The 18907-nt window shown below is 72.5% G+C and carries 17 protein-coding genes and 1 tRNA gene; 10 read left to right on the top strand and 8 right to left on the bottom strand.

What is annotated here, in order from left to right; genetic code table 11:
* Positions 1 to 93 precede the first annotated feature (93 nt).
* Positions 94 to 501: a hypothetical protein gene (locus GA0074696_RS02605; protein ID WP_088959607.1), complete on the top strand. Its 408-nt coding sequence runs from the start codon at positions 94 to 96 to the stop codon at positions 499 to 501.
* Here GA0074696_RS02605 and GA0074696_RS02600 read toward each other — a convergent pair.
* The gene (locus GA0074696_RS02600; RefSeq protein WP_088959606.1) at positions 469 to 1071 is read right to left on the bottom strand and encodes a hypothetical protein; all 603 of its coding nucleotides are present in this window, start codon (positions 1069 to 1071) and stop codon (positions 469 to 471) included. The genes GA0074696_RS02605 and GA0074696_RS02600 overlap by 33 nt on opposite strands.
* A gap of 216 nt (positions 1072 to 1287) precedes the next feature.
* Between GA0074696_RS02600 and GA0074696_RS02595 the strand changes: the two genes are divergently transcribed.
* A complete protein-coding gene (locus tag GA0074696_RS02595) occupies positions 1288 to 3165 on the top strand; it encodes a S8 family peptidase (RefSeq protein ID WP_088959605.1) in 1878 nt (625 codons plus the stop codon).
* 102 nt (positions 3166 to 3267) lie between these two features.
* Here GA0074696_RS02595 and GA0074696_RS02590 read toward each other — a convergent pair whose 3' ends face one another.
* The 3 genes from GA0074696_RS02590 to GA0074696_RS02580 all read right to left on the bottom strand — a co-directional run bounded on the left by GA0074696_RS02590 (position 3268) and on the right by GA0074696_RS02580 (position 5336).
* Complete coding sequence (locus GA0074696_RS02590) at positions 3268 to 4074, bottom strand: WecB/TagA/CpsF family glycosyltransferase (RefSeq protein WP_088964318.1); 807 nt, start codon at positions 4072 to 4074, stop codon at positions 3268 to 3270.
* Positions 4071 to 5186 (bottom strand): NAD-dependent epimerase/dehydratase family protein, encoded by a 1116-nt coding sequence (locus GA0074696_RS02585; RefSeq protein ID WP_172894140.1) that lies wholly within the window; start codon positions 5184 to 5186, stop codon positions 4071 to 4073. Before GA0074696_RS02585 ends, GA0074696_RS02590 begins: the two co-directional genes overlap by 4 nt.
* 64 nt (positions 5187 to 5250) lie before the next feature.
* A tRNA-Leu gene (locus GA0074696_RS02580) sits at positions 5251 to 5336 on the bottom strand.
* A gap of 224 nt (positions 5337 to 5560) precedes the next feature.
* Between GA0074696_RS02580 and GA0074696_RS02575 the strand changes: the two genes are divergently transcribed.
* The 7 genes from GA0074696_RS02575 to pknB are packed head-to-tail and all read left to right on the top strand — an operon-like array spanning position 5561 to position 14509.
* Positions 5561 to 6355: an FhaA domain-containing protein gene (locus tag GA0074696_RS02575; protein ID WP_088959603.1), complete on the top strand. Its 795-nt coding sequence runs from the start codon at positions 5561 to 5563 to the stop codon at positions 6353 to 6355.
* A 6-nt stretch (positions 6356 to 6361) separates the two neighbouring features.
* Positions 6362 to 6847, top strand: coding sequence for an FHA domain-containing protein FhaB/FipA (locus GA0074696_RS02570; protein ID WP_088959602.1), 486 nt, complete (start codon positions 6362 to 6364; stop codon positions 6845 to 6847).
* Entirely contained in the window at positions 6844 to 8259 is a 1416-nt protein-coding gene (locus GA0074696_RS02565; RefSeq protein ID WP_088959601.1) for a PP2C family protein-serine/threonine phosphatase, read from the top strand. Before GA0074696_RS02570 ends, GA0074696_RS02565 begins: the two co-directional genes overlap by 4 nt.
* A 29-nt stretch (positions 8260 to 8288) precedes the next feature.
* Positions 8289 to 9779: an FtsW/RodA/SpoVE family cell cycle protein gene (locus GA0074696_RS02560; RefSeq protein WP_088959600.1), complete on the top strand. Its 1491-nt coding sequence runs from the start codon at positions 8289 to 8291 to the stop codon at positions 9777 to 9779.
* Positions 9776 to 11281: a peptidoglycan D,D-transpeptidase FtsI family protein gene (locus tag GA0074696_RS02555; protein ID WP_088959599.1), complete on the top strand. Its 1506-nt coding sequence runs from the start codon at positions 9776 to 9778 to the stop codon at positions 11279 to 11281. Before GA0074696_RS02560 ends, GA0074696_RS02555 begins: the two co-directional genes overlap by 4 nt.
* Position 11282: 1 nt before the next feature.
* The gene (locus GA0074696_RS02550) at positions 11283 to 12704 is read left to right on the top strand and encodes a serine/threonine-protein kinase (RefSeq protein ID WP_088959598.1); all 1422 of its coding nucleotides are present in this window, start codon (positions 11283 to 11285) and stop codon (positions 12702 to 12704) included.
* Positions 12701 to 14509, top strand: a complete 1809-nt coding sequence (gene pknB, locus GA0074696_RS02545; RefSeq protein WP_088959597.1) for a Stk1 family PASTA domain-containing Ser/Thr kinase — start codon at positions 12701 to 12703, stop codon at positions 14507 to 14509. The genes GA0074696_RS02550 and pknB overlap by 4 nt, the downstream gene beginning before the upstream one ends.
* Before the next feature lie 74 nt (positions 14510 to 14583).
* On the opposite strand, the gene GA0074696_RS02540 is transcribed toward pknB, so the two are convergent.
* From GA0074696_RS02540 to GA0074696_RS02525, 4 genes are read right to left on the bottom strand one after another with little or no spacing between them, the layout of a single operon-like run.
* Entirely contained in the window at positions 14584 to 15234 is a 651-nt protein-coding gene (locus GA0074696_RS02540; protein WP_088959596.1) for an aminodeoxychorismate/anthranilate synthase component II, read from the bottom strand.
* A gap of 4 nt (positions 15235 to 15238) precedes the next feature.
* The gene (locus GA0074696_RS02535) at positions 15239 to 15523 is read right to left on the bottom strand and encodes a hypothetical protein (protein WP_088959595.1); all 285 of its coding nucleotides are present in this window, start codon (positions 15521 to 15523) and stop codon (positions 15239 to 15241) included.
* Positions 15524 to 15528: 5 nt separating this feature from the next.
* Positions 15529 to 17403 carry a class E sortase gene (locus GA0074696_RS02530; RefSeq protein ID WP_088959594.1) on the bottom strand — a complete coding sequence of 625 codons (1875 nt, stop codon included), beginning with the start codon at positions 17401 to 17403 and terminating at the stop codon, positions 15529 to 15531.
* Positions 17400 to 18206: a DUF881 domain-containing protein gene (locus GA0074696_RS02525; protein ID WP_088959593.1), complete on the bottom strand. Its 807-nt coding sequence runs from the start codon at positions 18204 to 18206 to the stop codon at positions 17400 to 17402. The genes GA0074696_RS02530 and GA0074696_RS02525 overlap by 4 nt, the downstream gene beginning before the upstream one ends.
* Positions 18207 to 18436: 230 nt before the next feature.
* On the opposite strand from GA0074696_RS02525, the gene GA0074696_RS02520 reads away from it, so the two are divergent.
* Entirely contained in the window at positions 18437 to 18700 is a 264-nt protein-coding gene (locus GA0074696_RS02520; RefSeq protein WP_088959592.1) for a cell division protein CrgA, read from the top strand.
* Positions 18701 to 18907: the final 207 nt, after the last annotated feature.

The raw sequence follows: 18907 nt of genomic DNA, 5'->3' as shown, positions 1-18907 counted from the left end.
GCCACTTGCGTTCCGTCTCGTTGAACCCCTCGATACGGCGCTGGTCGACAACCCGCCGCACGGATCGGAAACCGAGCGAGGCAGGCGAGACGGATGACGACGATCGGTTCAGACAACCTCACCAACGGCCCGGGCAAGTCGGAGCGCTTCGGCGGCAAGTACCGCGGCGCGCGCCGGGACACCGTGCTCACCGAGGTCGTGTCCACCGACACCGAGGTCGGCGGGCGGGACGCCGGGTCGGCCGCGCCGGAGCAGGCCGGGCCGCCGCTGACGCTGCCCTCGCTCGACCCGAACCCGCTGACCGAGCCCTCGTTCCCGCCGGCCGGGTGGCCGCTGGAGCCGAGCGAGTCGCTGGTCGACCACCCGCTGCTGCGCGGCCTGCTGATGGAGCTGCCGCCCAAGGGCAGCGTGCCGCCGCCCGGCTGGCTGGACCGCTGGTTCGAGGCGACCCGGGCGATCCTGGAGCTGCTATACGTGCAGGGGCCGAGCCGCACGCGCTGAGGTCGCCGTCGCCTCCGGTAACGCCCGCTCGGCGAGCCGGTTGTGGCGCAGCGCCAGGCGTACCCCGATCGCGATGACCGCGAGACCGCCCAGGGTGACGGCCGGTCCGGTCAGGCGGGGGTCGGCGGCGAGGTCCAGTCCCGCGGCCGACAGCACCGGCGGCAGCGTGGCCAGGGCGGTGACCTGAACCGGCAGGCCGATCAGCGGATGCGCCGCGGCGGCCCGCAGGCCGTGCGGCGCCGGCGTCTCCGGCGCGGTGGCGAACGCGCCGGCACCGGCGCGGAGCCGGCGCAGCCGCCGCACCGCGCAGGCCGCGACGGCGAGCGCCGGGCCGGCTGCCAGGCCGAGCCCGGCGGCGGCCCGGTCGACCGGCGTGGCGCCGGCGCTGGTCAGGCCGACCGCCAGCACCGCCGCTGTCAGGCCGAGGCCGGTCAGGGTCAGGGCGAGCAACCATCCGGTACGCCGGCGGAGTGCGCGGGCGCGGTCCAGCCGGGGCAGTCGGTCCGCCACCACCCCGGCGGCCAGCCAGACCCCGGCGATCGGCAGCAGAACGATGAGATGGCCATCCATGTGGTCAGCCTTGTCCAGTTCGGCGGTCGGCGAATCCGGGGCCGGCCCCGGATCGCCCCCTACCTCACCCGTAGGGGCATCTCGCCGACGTTATGGACGCTTCGACATGTTTAACTCCCGGACCCCGCCGACCTACCCTCAGGTAGATCGGCAACGATCGATCAACCTCCGATTCGTGAGTGGACGATCGGCTGCCGGTCGGAGGGAGGTAGGGAGATGGGTCTTTCACACAGGTCCGCACTCGTGGGGGTGGCCACCCTGGCGATGCTGGCAACCGCCACACCCGCCATGGCCGCCGAGCCCGTCGGGGTCATCCGGGAAGCGGGCGGGGCCACCGCCGTGCCCGACAGCTACATCGTGGTCTTCAAGGACAGCGCTGTCGGCCGGAGCCGGGTGGGTGACAACGCCCGACGACTGGTCGGCAGGCACGGCGGCCAGGTCGCCCGCACCTACACTGCCGCGCTGCGCGGCTTCGAGGTCACGGTCGGCGCGTCGGCGGCGGCCCGGATCGCCGCCGACCCCGCCGTGGCGTACGTCGAGCAGAACCACACGGTCTCCATCGCCGGCACGCAGGCCAACCCGCCCTCCTGGGGCCTGGACCGGATCGATCAGCGCAACCTGCCGCTGAACAGCTCGTACACCTACCCGACCACGGCGTCCAACGTGCGCGCCTACATCATCGACACCGGCGTGCTGTACGGGCACAACGACTTCGGCGGCCGGGCGGTCTCCGGCTTCGACGCGGTGGACGGCGGCTCCGCCGACGACTGCAACGGACACGGCACGCACGTCTCGGGCACCGTCGGCGGCTCCTCGTACGGCGTGGCCAAGGGTGTGCAGATCGTCGGCGTCCGGGTGCTCAACTGTCAGGGCAGTGGCACCAACGCCCAGGTCGTGGCGGGCATCGACTGGGTGACCGCGAACGCGGTGAAGCCGGCCGTGGCGAACATGAGCCTCGGTGGCTCCGCCAACAGTTCGATCGACACGGCGGTCACCAACTCGATCAACTCCGGGATCACCTACGCGGTCGCCGCCGGCAACGGCGACTTCCTCGGCAACCGCCAGGACGCCTGCAACTACTCCCCGGCCCGGGTCGGGTCGGCGATCACCGTCGGTGCCACCCAGAACAACGACGCCGCCGCGAGCTTCTCCAACTTCGGCACCTGCGTCGACATCCTGGCCCCGGGCGTCAACATCACCTCCGCCTGGTACACCGGAACCGGCGCGACGAACACCATCAGCGGCACGTCCATGGCGTCGCCGCACGTCGCCGGCGCCGCGGCGCTCGTCCTCTCGGCCAACCCGGCGTGGAGCCCGCAGCAGGTTCGCGACAACCTGGTCAACGCCGCGACCCCGAACGTGGTGACCAACGTGGGCACCGGGACCCCGAACCGGCTGCTCTACGTGGACAACGGCACCACCCCGCCGCCGACCAACGACTTCTCGGTCTCGGTGTCGCCGACCTCCGGCTCCACCGCCCCCGGCGGGTCGGTGACCGCCACCGTGGCCACCGCCACCACCAACGGCTCCGCGCAGTCGGTCAGCCTCTCCGCCAGCGGCCTGCCGGCGGGCGCGACCGCCTCGTTCAACCCGTCCACGGTCACCTCGGGCGGCTCGTCCACGCTCACCATCGCCACCTCGGCGAGCACGCCGCCCGGCACGTACACCGTCACCGTCACGGGCACGGCCGCGTCGGGTACCCGCACGGCGACGTACTCGCTGACGGTGACCGGCTCGGGTGGTGGCGGCTGCTCCGGCAGCAACGGCACGGACGTCGCGATCCCGGACACCGGCGCCACGGTGTCCAGCTCGATCGTGATCTCCGGGTGTGGCCGCAACGCCTCGTCGGCGTCGACCGTCGCGGTGAACATCGTGCACACCTACCGCGGTGACCTGGTCATCGACCTGGTCGCCCCGGACGGCTCCGCGTACCGGCTGAAGAACAGCAGCCTCTTCGACGGTGCCGACAACGTCAACGCCACCTACACCGCGAACCTCTCGTCCGAGGCGGCGAACGGCACCTGGCGACTCCAGGTGCGCGACGTCTACTCGGGCGACACCGGCTACCTCAACACCTGGACCCTGACCCTCTGACGCACTCCCGCCGCGGGGCTCCTTCCGACCGGAAGGGGCCCCGCACCCTGCCTGGCCGGCCCGCCGGCTCCGTGGACCTGCCGGCTGGCGCGGCCGCGCCGGTCAGACCGAGAAGGTGGCCGGGCGTTCCGTCGCCGGCGCCGGGGGCTGCGCCTTCCACAGGCCGGTCTTCTGACCGGCGAGGCGGGTCAGGTACGCCGGGTTGAGGATGACGTACCGACGCCAGAGCCGCTTCGGCTCCAGGCCGAGCCGCCAGAACCACTCCAGCCCGGCCCGCTGCATCCACGCGGGCGGCTGCTTGAGCAGACCGGCGTGGTAGTCGAAGGCCGCGCCGACCGCCATCAGCGGCATGTCCAGCAGCGGCCGCATCGCGTACGCGAAGACCTCCTGGCGCGGGCAGCCCAGGCCGACCAGGACGAGCCGGGCCCCGCTGGCCCGGATCCGGTCGGCGATCTCCACGTCCTCGCCCGGCTGGACCGCGCGGAACTTCGACGGCTCCACCCCGGCGATCTTGAGCGCGGGGAACATCCGCTCCAGCGCCGGGATCAGGCGGGCCAGCGTCTCCTCGGTGGAGCCGTAGAGGTAGACCGGCAGCCCCTCCTCGGCGAAGCGGCGCAGGACGTGCAGGGTCAGCGTCGGGCCGTAGACCCGGTCCGCCAGGCCGGCGTGGTGCAGCAGGTTGAGCGCCCAGCGGACCGGCTGGCCGTCCGGGGTGACCACGTCGAAGGAGTTCAGCCGGGCGTTGTGCGCCGGGTCGAGCACCCCGGTCATCACGCCGTGCACCGCCAGTGCGGTCAGCGCCAGCGGGCGGCGCTCGTGCGCGGCGGCCACCACCTGCTCGGTCGCCGAGGCGTAGTCGGTCGCGTCGACCAGGACGCCCAGGACGTTCCGCTTGCCCTTGCCGGTCATGCCTGCGGCACCCACTTGTCGACGTTGGCCTCGTAGATCTCCCGCATGATCATCGGTACGTCGTAGACCTGCTTCCAGTCCGGGTAGTCGGCCTGGAAGGCCTCGTTCGAGCCGATCCACCACTTGTGGTCGCCGATCCGGTTCGCCTCGACGTACTCGGTGACCATCGGCACGCCGGTGATCTGCTCGGCCAGCGCGAACGCCTCGCGGTTGGAGGTGTTGGAGTGCCGCCCGCCGCCCAGGTTGTAGACGGCCGCCGAGCGCGGGTTGCGGAAGAACGCCTCGAACGCGGCGACCACGTCCGAGCTGTGGATGGCGTCCCGGACCTGCTTGCCCTGGTAGCCGAAGATCTTGTACGTGCGGCGCTCCATGTTCGCCCGCATCACGTACCCGAGGAAGCCGTGCAGCTCCGTCGCGGAGTGCGCCGGGCCGGTGAGCGTGCCGCCCCGGAAGCAGGCGGTCTTCATGCCGAAGTACCGGCCGTACTCCTGCACCATCACGTCGGCGGCGACCTTGGAGGCGCCGAAGACCGAGTGCAGGCAGGCGTCGATCGACATGTCCTCGCGGATGCCCTGCTCGTACGGGTGGCCCGCCTCGATCTCCCACCGGGTCGCCAGCTCCACCAGGGGCAGGCTGTTCGGGCGGTCGCCGTAGACCTTGTTCGTCGAGCAGTGGATCACCGGCGCCTCGATGCAGTGCTCGCGCACGTTCTGCAGCACGTTGAGGGTGCCGCCGGCGTTCACGTCGAAGTCGGTGAAGGGGTCGCGCACCGCCCAGTCGTGCGAGGGCTGCGCGGCGGTGTGGATCACCACGGCGATGTCCCGGCCGTAGCGCGCGAAGAGCTTCGCCAGCGCGTCCCGGTCCCGGATGTCGATGCTGTGGTGCGAGTACGCGGACCCCAGCTCGTCGGCGAGCCGCCGGACGTTCCACGCGGTCGACGCCTCGGCGCCGAAGAACTCCTGCCGCATGTCGTTGTCGATACCGACCACGTCCAGGCCGAGACCGGCGAAGTGCCGGACCGCCTCGGAGCCGATCAGACCGCCCGACCCGGTCACCAACGCGACACTCACACGCCACTCCTGGTCTTTCGGAGGCAGAGACCATCGGAGCATAGCGTGACGTCCGGCACGCCCCGATATGACGGAAGGGCCCCGCATGCTGCGGAGCCCTTGTCTGTGGTGGGGATGGGGGGAGTTGAACCCCCACGTCCTTTCGGACACACGGACCTGAACCGTGCGCGTCTGCCATTCCGCCACATCCCCGTGGCTTGACCACGAACACTCTAGCTGGCGCCGATCCCGCTGTCGCCAACGGGCCCGGGACATCCTACGTGTCCTGCGTCATCGCCTCGACTGGCTACGCTCCGTGGAGCAGTCACCGCCTCGGCGGACGAAACATTAGCACGCCTGGAGGGCCCCTTCCGAACGGGCCGGCACGTGCCCGCCGAGCGGCGCGCGAGCCGCATGCGCGCTGTCCGGATACCATCATGTCCTCGGGACCCGAGGAGGAGCCGGTGAGCGTGCTGCAACGCTTCGAGAAGCGTCTGGAAGGCCTGGTCGAGGGGGCCTTCGCCAAGGTCTTCAAAGGGGTGGTCCACCCCGTGGAGATCCTCAACGCCATGCAGCGGGAGGCCGAGGCGCACAAGGCCATCCTGGCTGGTGGGCGCACGTTGGTGCCCAACCGCTACGTGATCGATCTCTCGCCGTACGACCACAGTCGGCTGGCGCCGTACGCCGCCGCGCTGGCCCAGGAACTGGCCCAGTCGCAGGCGGAGTTCATCGGCGAGCAGGCGTGGACGGTCTACGGCGACGTGATCGTCGAGATCGAGCGCGGCGAGGGACTGGACACCGGCATGTTCCGGGTCACCGCCGAGGTCTACACCGGTGGCGAGGTCGCCCCGGTCTCCGCGCCCGGTGGCTACGACGCCGGCCCGCCGGCGTACCCCGCGTACGACCAGGGCGGCGGCTACGGCCCGCCGCCGGGACACGGCGGCGGCGCCCGCAACGTCCGGCTGGTCTCCGGCGACGGCCGCACCTACCCGCTCCAGATGGGGTCGACGGTGATCGGTCGCGGCGACCAGGCCAACCTGCGCCTGCCGGACGTCGGGATCTCCCGGCGACACGCCCGGCTGGACTTCGACGGCGGCCAGGTCGTGCTGACCGACCTCGGGTCGACCAACGGCACGATGGTCAACGGCCAGCGTGTGTCCGCGGTCGCCCTCAACCCCGGCGACATGATCCAGCTCGGCACGACCACCCTGACCTTCCGCGTGGACGGCTGACCCGCCTTGCCGGAGCTCGTCATCACCGTCGCCCGGTTCGGGTTCCTCATCCTGCTGTGGATCTTCGTGTTCACGGTGGTCGGCGTGATCCGCCGCGACCTCTTCGCAGGAGCCCGATCGGGCCGGCTGGTGGCCGCGCCGCGCGCGGTGGGCGCCTCCACCGGGCAGGCGGCGAAGCCGGCGAAGGTGAAGCGGGGCAGGGCAGCACACCAGCTGGTGGTCACCGCCGGCCAGCTGGCCGGCACCCGGATCACCCTCGGCGAAGCCCAGATCACCATCGGACGCGCCGAGGACTCCACCCTCGTCATCACCGACGACTACGCCTCCGCGCGGCACGCCCGGCTCGTGCCGCGCGAAGGGCAGTGGTTCGTCGAGGACCTCGGCTCGACTAACGGCACCTACCTGGATCGCGCTAAGGTCACCGGACCAACCCCCGTCCCCCTCGGCGTGCCGATCCGGATCGGCCGCACTTCTCTCGAATTACGGCCATGACTCTGACCCTGCGCTATGCGGCCCACAGCGACCGCGGTCTGATCCGAGACGGAAACCAGGATTCCGTCTACGCCGGGCCGCGGCTTCTCGCCGTCGCCGACGGCATGGGCGGCATGGCCGCCGGTGACGTCGCCAGCAACATCGTCATCGGTGCCATGGCGCCGCTCGACGAGGACGTCCCAGGGGACGCCCTCGTCGACGCGCTGCGCTCGGCTGTGGGCACCGCCAACCAGCAGCTCCGCGACACCGTGGACGCCAATCCGCAGCTGGAGGGGATGGGCACCACGCTCACCGCGACCCTCTTCTCCGGCAGCAAGCTCGGAATGGTCCACATCGGTGACTCGCGGGCCTATCTCCTGCGCAACGGTGAGTTCGCGCAGATCACCAAGGACGACACCTACGTCCAGATGCTCGTGGACGAGGGCCGGATCAGCGCGGAGGAGGCGAGCAGCCACCCCCAGCGCTCGCTGCTCACCCGCGCCCTGGACGGTCGCGACATCGACCCGGAGTACAGCGTCCGCCAGGTGCTGCCCGGTGACCGCTACCTGATCTGCAGCGACGGGCTCTCCGGCGTGGTCAGCGCGGACACCATCGCCGACACCATGCGGGAGTACACCGACCCGCAGCAGTGCGTCGAGCGGCTGGTGCAGCTCGCGCTGCGCGGTGGCGGCCCGGACAACATCACCGTGATCATCGCGGACGCCACCGACCAGGACATCGTCGAGGCGAGCCCGATCGTCGGCGGTGCCGCGTCCCGGGATCGGGGCATGGCCACCTCGGCCGACGTCTCCACCCCGGCCGCCCGCGCCTCGGCGCTCTCCGCGCCGCGTCCCCCGGTGCCGGAGGACCCGGCCGCCAACCGGGACGACGAGCCCGAGCGGCGCCGCCGGCCACTGCGTACCGTGGCGATGCTGGTGGCGCTGCTGGTGATCCTGGGCGGCGGTCTCTTCGCCGGCTGGAGCTACACGCAGCGGCAGTACTACGTCGGGGCGACCGAGCAGGGGCAGCTCGCGGTTTTCCGCGGCGTTCCCGGCCAGGTCGCCGGGCTCGACCTCTCCAGCGTGCACTCGACCAGCCAGGCAAAGCTGGACGACCTCACGCTCGCCGCGCAGGAGCAGGTCAAGCAGGGCATCCAGGCCAAGAGCGAGCCGGATGCGGCCCGCCGGCTGGCCGAGCTGACCAGCGACGACCCGGCAAATCCCAACCTGAAGCCGATCTGTCCGCCGAGCCCGACCGTGGCGGCGAGCGCCTCCCCGGTCGCGCCGACCGGCAGCCCCGCCGCGCCCACCCCGACCGCCAGCCGCCCTCCGGCCGGCACCGTCACTCCCGCCCCGACCACCACGCCCGACGCCCCGGCCTCCGATCCGGTACCGCCGGTCGTGGATCCGGCGGGCTGCCGGTCGACCGAGTGAACGTCGGCTGAGAGCCCGAGGATCGATCCGTGACCGCAGCCGCCACACCGGCAGTCTCGCCCGCCACGACGGGCGAGGCTGCCGGTGTGCGCCTGGCCCGGTCCCGGCGCAACGCGGAACTCTCCCTGCTGCTGCTGGCCCTGGTGCTGGTGGCGGCGTACGGGGCGATCGTCGAGGCGAACATGCTCGACACGGTCACCCCGGACTTCTGGATGCCGGCGGCGGCGCTGGGCGTGGTCTTCCTCGGCATGCACCTGGTCATCCGGTGGCTCGCGCCGTTCGCCGATCCGGCCCTGCTGCCGGCGGTCGCCCTGCTCAACGGGATCGGGGTCGGCTTCCTGCGCCGGCTCGACCTGGGCAAGGCGGCGCCGGTCGAGCGGGAGACGCTGGCCGTCTTCGCCGGCACCGGCGGTCGCCAGCTCGCCTGGACGCTCGCCGCGGTGGTCCTCGCCGCCGGGCTGCTCGTCCTGATGCGCGACCACCGCTCGGTCTCCCGGTACGCGTACACCCTGGGCCTGGCCGGCATCGTGCTGGTGATGATCCCGGCGGTGCTGCCCGGCCGGTTCTCCGAGATCAACGGGGCCAAGCTCTGGATCCGGGTCGGCGGCTTCTCCATCCAGCCCGGTGAGTTCGCGAAGCTGGCCCTGCTGGTCTTCTTCGCCTACTACCTGGTCCGCAAGCGCGAGGTGCTCTCGCTGGCCAGCCGCCGGATCCTCGGCATCGACTTCCCCCGCGGCCGGGACCTCGGCCCGGTGGTCGTGGTGTGGCTGATCAGCCTCCTGGTCCTGGTCTTCGAGAAGGACCTCGGCACCTCGCTGCTGTACTTCGGCATGTTCGTGGTGACGCTCTACATCGCCACCGAACGGGTCAGCTGGCTGCTGATCGGTCTGGTCCTCTTCTTCGGCGGCGCCTACCTCGCGTACGTCCTGGGTGGCACCGTCGGCGGGCCGTTCGCCAACTTCTACACCCGAGCGGAGATCTGGCTGGACCCGTTCGCGGAGCCGTACGACCGGGGTTACCAGCTGGTGCAGGGCCTGCTCGGACTGGGCAGCGGCGGCCTCTTCGGCACCGGCCCGGGTGCCGGCGAGCCGCTGGAGATCCCCGAGGTGCAGAACGACTTCATCTTCGCCGGCATCGGCGAGGAGATCGGCCTGTTCGGGCTCACCGCGTTGCTGGTGACCTACCTGCTGATCGTCGAGCGGGGGCTGCGGGCCGGGCTCGCCGTCCGGGACTCGTTCGGCAAGCTGGTGGCCGGCGGTCTCGCCTTCACCCTCGGGCTCCAGGTCTTCGTGATCGTCGGCGGGATCAGCAAGCTCATCCCGCTGACCGGTCAGACCACGCCGTTCCTCTCCGCCGGTGGTTCCTCGCTGATGGCCAACTGGCTGCTCATCGCGGTGCTGCTGCGGATCTCCGACGCGGCCCGCCGCCCGGTGACCCAGGGCTCCGGGCCGGCGGCCCGGCCCGCCGGCGGCGCGCCGGAGCAGCTGCACGGTGCTCCCACGGAGGTGATCCGGCCGTGAACGCACCCCTGCGCCGCGTCGGCGTCGTCGTCATGATCCTGTTCGGTCTGCTCTTCGCGAACCTGAACTGGATCCAGGCCTACAAGGCCGACGAATACCGCAACAGCGACTACAACGGCCGGGTCCAGGTGGCCGAGTACGAGCGCCGGCGCGGCAACATCGAGGCCGGCGGCACCGCCTTCGCCACCAGCAAGGAGACCAGCGGCAAGCTGAAGTTCCTGCGCAGCTACCCCGGCGGGGCGAAGTATGCGCACGTGCTCGGCTACAAGCCGGTCAACCTCGCGGACACCGGCATCGAGCGGGTGGAGAACGAATTCCTGGCCGGCACCAGCGACGCGCTGATCGCGAACCGGATCAAGGACATGTTCACCGGCGACGAGACCGGTGGCGGCAACGTGCTGCTCACCCTCTCCAAGCGCGCCCAGGACACCGCGTACGAGCAGCTGCGCAACAACAACAACGGGGCGAAGAAGGGCGCGGCGATCGCCATCGACCCGCATACCGGGGCGGTGCAGGCGCTCGTCTCGATGCCCAGCTTCGACCCGAACCCGCTGGCCGACCACGACACGAACGCGGCCTCCGCCGCGTACAACCGGCTGGAGCAGGACCCGGACGGCCCGCTGAAGAACCGGGCGCTCGCCGAGACGCTGCCGCCCGGCTCCACCTTCAAGATCGTCGTCGCCGCCGCGGCGCTGGAGAACGGGGTCGGCAAGAACACCCAGATCCCGGCCGGGGCGAGCTGGACCCCGCCCACCTCGGGCTCCCCGATCCGCAACGCCGCCCAGTCGATCTGCCCGGAGCCACAGGTCAGCCTGATCGAGGCGGTCCGGGAGTCGTGCAACACCGGCTTCGCCCAGCTCGGCGTGAAGCTCGGCGCGGACACCGTCAAGGAGAAGGCCCGCCAGTTCGGCTTCGAGCAGGACGACCTCACCGTCGGCCAGCTCGGCGAGGACGGCCTCACCGTCGCGCCGAGCCGGACCGGCGCGATGGAGGCCCCCGGCGGCGGCACCGACCCGGCCGCGCTGGCCCAGTCCTCCATCGGGCAGCGCGACGTCAAGATGACCCCGCTGCAGGGCGCGCTGATCGCCGGCACGGTCGCCAACGGTGGCAAACAGATGCGGCCGTACCTGGTCAAGCAGCTCCTCGCGCCGGACCGCACCACCAGCTACTACACCGCCAAGTCCCGCGAGCTGCGCCAGCCGGTTGACGGCACGGTCGCCGCCGACCTGCGGGAGATGATGGTCGCCGTGGTCGAGGACGGCACCGGCAACAAGGCGCAGATCGACGGCTACACGGTCGGCGGCAAGACCGGCACCGCCCAGTCCGGCCCGCAGACGCCCGACCACGGCTGGTTCATCGGGTTCGCCCTCGACAAGAACGGCACTCCGGTCTCCGCGGTCTGCGTGGTGCTGGAGGAGGCCGGCAGCGGCGGCAGCTCCGAGGCGGCCCGGATCGGTGGCCGGATCATGCAGGCGGCCATCGCCGACTCCGGGGGCCGCTGACATGCTTCACCCCGGCGTCCAGCTCGGCAACCGCTACCGTCTTGACGAGCGGATCGCCAGCGGTGGCATGGGCGACGTCTGGCGCGGCACCGACCAGGTGCTGGGCCGTACGGTGGCGGTGAAGAGCCTGCTCCCGGCGCTGCTGGACGATCCCGGTTTCGCCGAGCGGTTCCGGGGCGAGGCGCGGACCATGGCCACCATCAACCACCCGGGCGTGGTCGACGTCTACGACTTCGGCAGCGACCAGCAGATCGCCTTCCTGATCATGGAGTACGTCGAGGGCGACGCGCTGTCGGCGACGCTGAGCCGGGTCGGCCGGCTCACCCCGGCCCGGACGATGGCACTGGTCGCCCAGGCGGCCGACGCGCTGCACGCCGCCCACGAGAAGGGCATCGTGCACCGGGACGTGAAGCCGGGCAACCTGCTGGTCCGGCCGAACGGGACGCTGGTGCTGACCGACTTCGGCATCGCCCGCTCCGACCTGGTCGGTCAGCTCACGGCCGCCGGCTCGGTGCTCGGCACCGCCTCGTACATCTCCCCGGAGCAGGCCACCGGCGCGGTCGCCACCCCCGCCTCCGACGTGTACGCGCTCGGCGTGGTGGCGTACCAGTGCCTTGCCGGCCGGCGTCCGTTCGACGGGGACAACCCGCTCGAGATCGCGATGAAGCACGTCCGGGAGGCACCCCGGCCGCTGCCCGGCGACATCCCGCCGCAGGTCCGGGCGATCGTGGAGCGGGCCCTGGCGAAGGATCCCGCGGCCCGGTGGCCCAGCGCCGCCGCGCTGGCCTCGGTGGCCAGGCAGGCGAAGCTCGCGCTGTCCCAGCAGGCCCGGTCCGGTGGACACGCCGGCCCGGTCTCCGGGGCACCCGCCTCCCCGGCCGCCCCGGTGGCCCGCGCCCAGGTGCCGGCCGCCCGCCAGCAGCACCGGCCGCCCGCGCTGGCCCAGCAGCCCCGCCCGGCGGCCGCCGGGCAGGCCCGCCCGCCGGTCGCCGCGCGGCAGCCGCAGCCGCCCGCCGCGGCGCAGCGTTCGCCGGCCGCGCCGCAGTCCCGGCCGCCGGTCGCGCAGCCCGCGCCACCGCGCGGGGTCGTGTCGTCGGCTCCCACCCGGTCCGACCGCCCCGTCGGGTACGCCCGGCAGCCGGTCCCGGCTGCCGCTCCGCCGCGCCGTTCCAGGTCAGGCATGGTGACCGTGGCCATCCTGCTGGCCGTACTGGTCCTGGTCTGCTCCGGCGTGATTTCCTACAGGGCGCGGCAGGACGCGCTGACCGGTGACCCCGGCGCATCCGGCCCGCTGAGCGTGACGTCCGGCGCGGTGAGCGCGTACGGACGCGACGATCTGGCCCAGAAGCCGTACCGTCGGGTGGAACGGCTTCGACCGGGTGGCGGCGAGACGACGACGAGCGAAGGACGACGAACGCGATGACAGCGCAGGCCCGCCTGCTCGGTGGCAGGTACCAGGTCGGCGAGCTGCTCGGCTACGGCGGCATGGCGGAGGTCCACCGTGGTCGTGACCTCCGGCTGGGCCGGGACGTCGCGATCAAGATGCTCCGCACCGACCTGGCCCGGGACGCCACCTTCCAGATGCGGTTCCGTCGGGAGGCGCAGAACGCCGCCTCGCTGAACCACCCGGCGATCGTTGCCGTCTACGACACCGGCGAGGAGACCGCCCCGACCGGCGAGACGCTCCCGTTCATCGTGATGGAGTTCGTCAACGGCCGCACGCTGAAGGAGGTCCTCGGCGTCGAGAGCCGGCTCCAACCGCGCCGGGCGTTGGAGATCTGCGCCGACATGTGCGCGGCGCTGGAGTTCAGCCACCGGCACGGGATCATCCACCGGGACATCAAGCCGGGCAACGTGATGCTCACCCAGACCGGCCAGGTCAAGGTGATGGACTTCGGCATCGCCCGGGCGCTGGCCAGCGGCGTGACCACGATGACCCAGACCAGCGCGGTCATCGGCACCGCGCAGTACCTCTCCCCGGAGCAGGCGCGCGGCGAGTCCGTGGACGCCCGCTCCGACGTCTACGCCGCCGGCTGCGTGCTCTTCGAGCTGATCTGCGGGCACCCGCCGTTCGTCGGGGACAGCCCGGTGAGCGTGGCCTACCAGCACGTACGGGAGGCCCCGCCGACCCCGAGCGACATCAACCCGGACGTCAACCCGGCGGTCGACGCGATCGTGCTCAAGGCGCTGTCGAAGAACCCGCTGAACCGCTACCAGAGTGCCGGCGAGATGCGGGCCGACCTGCTCCGGGCCGCCGCCGGCCGGCCGGTGCTGGCCACCCCGGTCATGCCGCAGGACGAGACGGCGCACCTCGCCCCGGCCGCCGGTGGGTACCCGACGCAGGTAGTCGGCGCGCAGACCCGGCAGCAGGCCCCGGCGCGGGTCGGCGACCCGGGTCGGCGCAAGAGCTCGGCCTGGGTGATCGCCGCGTTCGCCGCGGTCGGCGTGCTGGCGGTGATCGCCCTGGTGGCGGCGCTGCTGCTGCAGAACGACGACCCCGAGAAGGTCCAGGTGCCGAACCTGGCGGGCAAGGACCAGGCCACCGCCTTCAACGAGATCCGCAACGCGGGTCTGGTGCCGGGGCTGGGTGACGAACTCTTCAGCACCACCTGCAAGAAGGGCACGGTCGCCGAGCAGACGCCGCCCGCCGGCAGCAGCCTGGAGGAGAACCGCCAGGTGACCGTCCGGATGTGCGGCGGTCCGGGCACCAAGGCGGTCCCGGCCGGACTGGTGGGCGGTACCTACGAGAGCGTCAAGCAGCAGTTGGAGTCCGACGGCTTCGTGGTCAAGCCCCAGGAGAAGGACAGCCCACGCGAGAAGGGCCTGGTCCTCGAGGTGAACCCGCCGTCGGGGACGAAGGTCGCCGAGGGCGCCACGATCACGGTCACCATCTCGAAGGGCAACGTGGGCGACGTCCCGCGCGTCATCGGCCTCACCGAGGACGAGGCCCGGGCCGAGCTGAAGAGCGCCGGCTACCAGGTGCGGGTGCGGGACGGCGACGAGGTGCCCGCGGCGGACGCCGGCAAGGTCACCGGGCAGAGCCCGGGTCCGGGGACCAACCTGGCCAAGGGCAAGACGGTCACCATCGAGGTGTCCATCCCCGAGCCCACCCAGGAGCCGACCCCGCCCACCCCGACCCCCGGCGCCACCACGCCGACCCCGGGCACCGGCGGCGGTGGGGGCCTGCCCTTCCCCACCTCACCCCCGGCCCGGTTGTCCGGCGAGTGAGCCGCTTCCGGTAACGACGCAGAAGAAGGCCCGGTCCGCACAGGGACCGGGCCTTCCTGCTGTCGTGGTGGTGCTCAGGTGTTGGCGAAGGCGGCCCGCCGCCGCGCGTCCACCTCGGCGGCCAGCTCCGGAGCGCGGTCCAGCGCCTCCGGGTGGCCGCAGGCGGCCAGCCAGTTCGCCAGCATCAGGTGGCCGCCCTCGGTCAGCACCGACTCCGGGTGGAACTGGACGCCCTCGATCGGCAGCGTCCGGTGGCGCATCGCCATCACGACGCCGGACCCGGTCCAGCCGGTTACCTCCAGCTCGTCCGGCAGCGTCTCCGGGAGCACGGCGAGCGAGTGGTACCGGGTGGCGGTGAACGGGTCCGGCAGCCCGGCCAGCACGCCGACCGAGTGGTGGCGTACCTCCGAGGTCTTGCCGTGCAGCAGCTCCGGAGCCCGGGTCACAGTGGCGCCGAATGCCTCACCGATGGCCTGGTGACCGAGGCAGACGCCGAAGATGGGCAGCTTGCCGGCGTACGCCTTGATCACGTCGAGGCAGATGCCGGCGCGGTCCGGGCTGCCCGGGCCGGGGGAGAGCAGCACCCCGGCCGCGTCGAGCCGGCCGACCTCGGCGACGTCGATCTCGTCGTTGCGGCGGACCTCGCAGTCGACGCCGAGCTGGCCGAGGTACTGCACCAGGTTGAAGACGAACGAGTCGTAGTTGTCGATGACCAGGACACGCATGGGCTCACTCGTCCGGGGAGGGGGGTGGGGTGTTGTTCTGGTCGGTGCCGTACGGCAGCTCATGCTCGTCGCCGGACGGGGCGTCCTGCTCGACGCCGGGGTCGGCGGGGTCGCCCGGCACGCCGGTGTCCTGGGTGACCTGTACGTCGTCGAAGGGGGTCACCAGGGGCTCGGCCCAGGGGAAGACCACGTACCAGAGCAGGGCCATGGTCGCGGCGGCGAGCAGCAGCGAACCGGTGATCTTGCCGGCCAGGCCTAAGGGCAGTTTGCGCCAGATCCAGGCGTACATCGTCGTCAGCCTCCCAGCGCCGCCGGGCGGCCCTCGGACTTGGGAATGCTGGCCGCGGTGTCCAGCTCCGCGTGGATGATCAGGCGCTGGTAGTTGTCGAACTTCGGGTTGCAGGTGGTCAGGGTGAGCAACTTTTTCGGCTTCTCTCCCGGCTCCAGCCTGATCGGTGCCGGCGCGACGACCTCCACCTGGTCGGGGCGGACGATCCGACTCTTGATCACCTTGTAGACGTACCAGTCGGTCTTGGTCTCGACGACGATCGCGTCGCCGTCGTCGAGCTCGTCCAGCCGCCAGAAGGTGGCCCGGTTGCGGTGTCCGGCGACGGAGAAGTTGCCCACCTGGCCGGGCAGCGCGCTCTTCGGGTAGTGGCCCGGGGCGTACCGAATGTCCTTCTGCGTGACGCCCTCCACCACGACCCAGTTCTTGTCGAGCTTGGGGATGTAGAGGCCGGCGATCGGCTTGCCCTCCACCGGGGGCTTGGGCTTGGCCGTCGGACCGGCGGACGGTGCGACGGTGGGGTCCCCGCTCGGGCCCCACTCCTGCGCCAGTTGGCTGCTCAGGTCGCCCTGGTGGGCGTCGACGATGGCCGACTTGCCCCAGATCTCGTACCCGGCGAAGAGCAGCACCACCAGACCGAAGGTGATCAGCACCTCGCCGGTGACCCGGACGCCGGAGCGCACCCGGGACGCCAGAGAGGGCCGGGTCAGCTCCGAGTAGACGCTCTTGTAGCCCTCGTCGGTCTGGTGCGGGCGGAGTTGGACCACCCGCTCGCCGCGCCGGGGCTGCGGCGGCTCGGCGGGCTTGTCCTCGGCCGGGCCGTCGCGCTCGGGCACGGGGGGCACCGCGCCCATCAGCGCCGTCGAGTCCAGCGCCGGCTGGGTGGGCGCGGGCCGTCCGGTCACCGCCGGGATGATCGCGGTGGCCGCCGGGTCCGCGAACCGGTCGGTTGCGCCACCGGTGCGGTAGGCGCCGGTCGGTCCGCTGTCCGGGCCGCCGGCGGTACCCCAGGCGTCCGTTCGACCGCTGGAAGCTGCCACGCCGGCCGGTCCACCCTCCGGAGCGGCCGCGCGGGGCAGGCCACCCTCCGGTGCGGCCGGGCGGGGCAGTCCGCCTTCCGGGGCGGCCGCGCGGGGCAGGCCGCCCTCGGGAGCGGCCACACGGGGCAGGCCAGGCCCGCCTGGGCCGGCCTGCGGCGCGGGTACGCCGGGACGGGCCTCGGCCGGGTGCGGGTGCCCCGGGCCGGCGACGCCGCCGGCGACGGGCTGCCTGGTGCCTCGGGCCTCGGGTGCGCTCCCCTGACGGTCCGCGGGACGGGCGGGGACGATCGGGAGGAAGGCGGTCGGCGCCTCGGTGACGGGCTGCGGCCGTACCCCGGATCTGGGCTGGTGGTCGGCGGCGGCCGCCGGGGCGGGCGCGGCGGGGCGCTCCGACGGCGCGGGTGACCGGTGGATCGCCGGCCCGGCCGGAGCCGGCGGCACGGCGGCCGGGGCCGCGGATGGGTGAGCGGCGGGCGCGGCCGGGCGGACCGGGGCGTTGCCGGGCCACGCGGGCGGCGCGGGGCGGGTCGGGCCGTCGGTCGGGCGGGCCGGCGCCGCGCCACCGGAGACCGGGTGGGCGGCCGGGCGCTCGGGTGTCGGGTCGACGGGCGGCCGGGCGCGCCCCGGGTCGGCGGTCGCGCGGTCGGTCGCGTCGGGAGCGGCCGATCGGGAGGCCGGGGCGGGCGGGGTCGGCGGCCGGTTCGCGGACGAGCGCGGCGGCAGCACCGGGTCGGGCCAGCTGTTGGGGCGGGCCGGCGGGGTCGAGCCCTCGACCGCGGGGATGACCGCGGTCTCGTCGTCGCTCCGGTCGCGGTGGCGCGGGTCCCTGCCGTCGGGACTCATCGGGGCACCGTCGCCGATCGCAGAGCGGTGGAGTCCTCGAAGGCCGGCACGGTCACGGAGGAGACGGTCTCCTTGTAGCCCAGCTGGTAGTGCTCGACCGCCTGCTTGAACAACCCGACTCCCTCAGAGCCGGCGAGGGCCTGCTGGAGGGCAGCGGGATCGCCGATTGCTACGATCTTGAACGGTGGGGAGTACACCCGGCCGTGCAGCAGCAGGGTGTTACCCACGCAGCGTACCGCGCTGGTGGACAGCACGCGGACGTTCATGATTGACATGGCCTCCGCGCCGCCGGCCCAGAGCGCGTTCACCACCGCCTGCACATCGCCCTGGTGGACGACCAGGTCGTCGTTGGTCGCGTCCTTGGGCAGGATCTGGTCGTTGCGGCGGGGCGCGTCGTTCAGCTCGACGGTCACCCCCGGCCCGGACAGCGCGGTGAACCCGGCGGCCTCCAGGCTGCGTCCGGCCCGGTCGCGCTGCTCCTTCACGGGGCCGTCGGTGTCGGCCAGCGCGGCGGTCTGGCTCTCGACCTCGGCGCGCAGCCGGGCGGCCCGCAACTCGCTGGCCGCCACCTGCTCGCGCCGGTCCTCGATCAACTGGGTCAGCTGGGGTCGCCGGTCCTCCCGCAGGGCGGTGCCGCCGGCGGTGGTGGCGGTGGTGGTGAAGAGCAGCCCGGCTGCGGCGGCGATCAGCGGCACCCCGATCGACCAGCCCGGTCGCCGCTGCCGCGGCCGCCGTGGCAGGAGCGCGGCGACCGCCCGCCGCATGGCCTTCTGCCAGGACGCCGCGCCGGATGTGTACTCCACCGAGCGTTCCCTCCGCCTCGTCTGGTTGGTGCCCGCCACGACGCCGACGGGCGCGGGTGCGCCGGGGCGTTTCCCTCTTTCCGGTCGCTCCGCGCACCGGCCTGACCCCATTCGTGGCTTGGACGGGCCGTCCGGACTACGCTAGCTGTCGAACATTATTGGCCATGGACCGTCGCCCCCGCGCCCGGTTGTCAGGCCGGACGAGGTCGTCACCCCCTCTGGAGAGCGTCGTGCCCAAGTCTCAGGTCCGCAAGAAGAAGGTGTACACCCCGCCGACGGACGTGCGTCCGACGAGCACGGCGGCGACGCGCAAGCCTAGCCCTGTGTGGCTGCCGGCGACCGCGGTCGCGCTGATCGTCGGCGGCATCGGCTGGCTGGTGGTCTACTACCTCTCCGAGCAGGAGTACCCGGTCGCCACCTGGGGCTACTGGAACCTCGCGGTCGGCTTCGGCGCGATGGTCGCCTCGCTGATCCTGCTCTCCCGCTGGCGCTGACTTCTTCCTGCTGACGCTGACCCGGCCCGCTGTCGAGGCGGTGCCACGTCACCTTCGCGGAACCCTGCCCGGCGCTCCGGCGCCGGGCACCCTATGGTGTGCGCAGGGCGGCGTGGCCGGGTGCGAGAAGACTCACGTTACTGCTGGGTAACCTTGCGCGTAGGCTGCACTGCATGACCGAGCGGAGCGAGGTCATCGACCGGCCCG

The sequence above is a fragment of the Micromonospora purpureochromogenes genome (assembly GCF_900091515.1).
GTDB lineage: Bacteria > Actinomycetota > Actinomycetes > Mycobacteriales > Micromonosporaceae > Micromonospora > Micromonospora purpureochromogenes.
This window is presented reverse-complemented; position numbering and strand designations above follow the sequence as displayed.

Coding starts and splice junctions, on each gene's coding strand:
- GA0074696_RS02605 (WP_088959607.1), top strand. CDS start 94: ATGACGACGATCGGTTCAGACAACCTCACCAACGGCCCGGGCAAGTCG.
- GA0074696_RS02600 (WP_088959606.1), bottom strand. CDS start 1,071: ATGGATGGCCATCTCATCGTTCTGCTGCCGATCGCCGGGGTCTGGCTG.
- GA0074696_RS02595 (WP_088959605.1), top strand. CDS start 1,288: ATGGGTCTTTCACACAGGTCCGCACTCGTGGGGGTGGCCACCCTGGCG.
- GA0074696_RS02590 (WP_088964318.1), bottom strand. CDS start 4,074: ATGACCGGCAAGGGCAAGCGGAACGTCCTGGGCGTCCTGGTCGACGCG.
- GA0074696_RS02585 (WP_172894140.1), bottom strand. CDS start 5,186: ATGCTCCGATGGTCTCTGCCTCCGAAAGACCAGGAGTGGCGTGTGAGT.
- GA0074696_RS02575 (WP_088959603.1), top strand. CDS start 5,561: ATGTCCTCGGGACCCGAGGAGGAGCCGGTGAGCGTGCTGCAACGCTTC.
- GA0074696_RS02565 (WP_088959601.1), top strand. CDS start 6,844: ATGACTCTGACCCTGCGCTATGCGGCCCACAGCGACCGCGGTCTGATC.
- GA0074696_RS02550 (WP_088959598.1), top strand. CDS start 11,283: ATGCTTCACCCCGGCGTCCAGCTCGGCAACCGCTACCGTCTTGACGAG.
- pknB (WP_088959597.1), top strand. CDS start 12,701: ATGACAGCGCAGGCCCGCCTGCTCGGTGGCAGGTACCAGGTCGGCGAG.
- GA0074696_RS02540 (WP_088959596.1), bottom strand. CDS start 15,234: ATGCGTGTCCTGGTCATCGACAACTACGACTCGTTCGTCTTCAACCTG.
- GA0074696_RS02535 (WP_088959595.1), bottom strand. CDS start 15,523: ATGTACGCCTGGATCTGGCGCAAACTGCCCTTAGGCCTGGCCGGCAAG.
- GA0074696_RS02530 (WP_088959594.1), bottom strand. CDS start 17,403: ATGAGTCCCGACGGCAGGGACCCGCGCCACCGCGACCGGAGCGACGAC.